The organism is Pseudomonas defluvii, assembly GCF_001695625.1.
Taxonomy (GTDB): Bacteria; Pseudomonadota; Gammaproteobacteria; order Pseudomonadales; family Pseudomonadaceae; genus Aquipseudomonas; species Aquipseudomonas defluvii.
The window spans coordinates 1-1,262 of record NZ_MBPN01000269.1; the positions used below are offsets into that span (position 1 = coordinate 1).

2 protein-coding genes are annotated in these 1,262 nt (G+C 62.1%); both read left to right on the plus strand.

Translation table 11 applies throughout. From position 1 onward, the window contains the following. Positions 1 to 195: uridylate kinase (locus EKA13_RS27210; protein ID WP_065762032.1), on the plus strand; the 195-nt coding region annotated here is incomplete at its 5' end. A 279-nt stretch (positions 196 to 474) separates the two neighbouring features. Continuing rightward, positions 475 to 1,262, plus strand: a 788-nt coding sequence (locus EKA13_RS27215) for a GTPase (RefSeq protein WP_065762033.1), incomplete at its 3' end; no start/stop codon positions are given.

Consider the following 1,262-nt stretch of genomic DNA (forward strand, 5'->3'; position numbering starts at 1 on the left):
ATCGGCCAGATCCTGGTATTCGAGCGCTTGAGTGGCACGCTGCACATGCGCCATATCGCCAGCGCCGATCTGGCCGACACCGACATTGACGACTACGAAATGGTCGTTTTCGACGGTGGCAACACCGGCGGCGACACGTGGAAGCACGTGTTCTTTCCACGTCAGCGCGAACACTACTTCGTGTACCAAGCCTGACCACCCAGCCCCTTTCGAGGGGCCTTTTCTTGTCCCGGCGCAGGAAAGCGGGTGCGGCGCGGTGCGGTTTGCTGAGCGCAGGCCGCTCACTCAAGGGCCATCCTTACCCCATGTTCGTCGGCGTTGCCGACACATGCCCAGGCAGCCAAGACCTTCAAGGCTGCAAGCGCGGGAAACCGTGCTGGTTGTTTCTTCCTACGGACGCATCGCGCCCATTCACCCACAAGGGACCTCTCCCTTGCGGGCGGGAATCCCTTGTTCTTCCTCAAGGAGATTCACATGGATCGCTCTCTCATCAAGACCCTGATGCCTTCGCTGGTCGCAGGCCATGTGCCGCGCAACGTGCGATCGTTCAAGTACCGCGTGTTCGATGATCAACCACAGTCCTCGACACTGGGCTTCGTCATTGATCCCCAGCCCTTCGACGGCAAGGTGGTAGCAGCCAGCAAAGACGCCATCGTCGTCAAGCTCAAGCCCAGCGAGTTCGCGGTACTCGATCCCAACCTGGTGACCACCGTTCCCAGCGAGGGCACCAAGGTGCATGTCCAACCCTATGCCCGTCGCCGTTTCGACGGCCTGCGTGCGGACACGCCAGAAGAGCGCACCGAGATGATGTCCGACGGCACTCCCTACACCGTCAAGACACACATCCTCGGCTCCGCGCCGGCCAAGCTGCCCATTCCCGAGCCGCAGTGCATGGAACTGGGTCAGCTCATCGAGCAGTTGGAGGAAATGCCGGCGCCCGACAGGTTCCGGCGCATCACCCACATGCTGGTCGATGCGGGCGCCCACGACTTCACCTGGGTCGATCCGAAGCCGTCCAGGATCATCGAAACGCCCCCGGCGATCAGTTTCACGGTTTCGACCGCGAAGTTCGCCGGCCAGGTGACGATCCTCTACCAGCGCGGCAGCGATACCTATGCGGTGGAGCTGCGCCGCGACGGCGAGTTGGTCGATCGGCACGACGAGGTGTACTTCGACATGCTCGGCGAAGTGCTGGAGCGGCTCATCGACGACGGACGCTGGCGTCTGATCGATGTGAGCGTGATCGACGCCAAAGCCTCTCG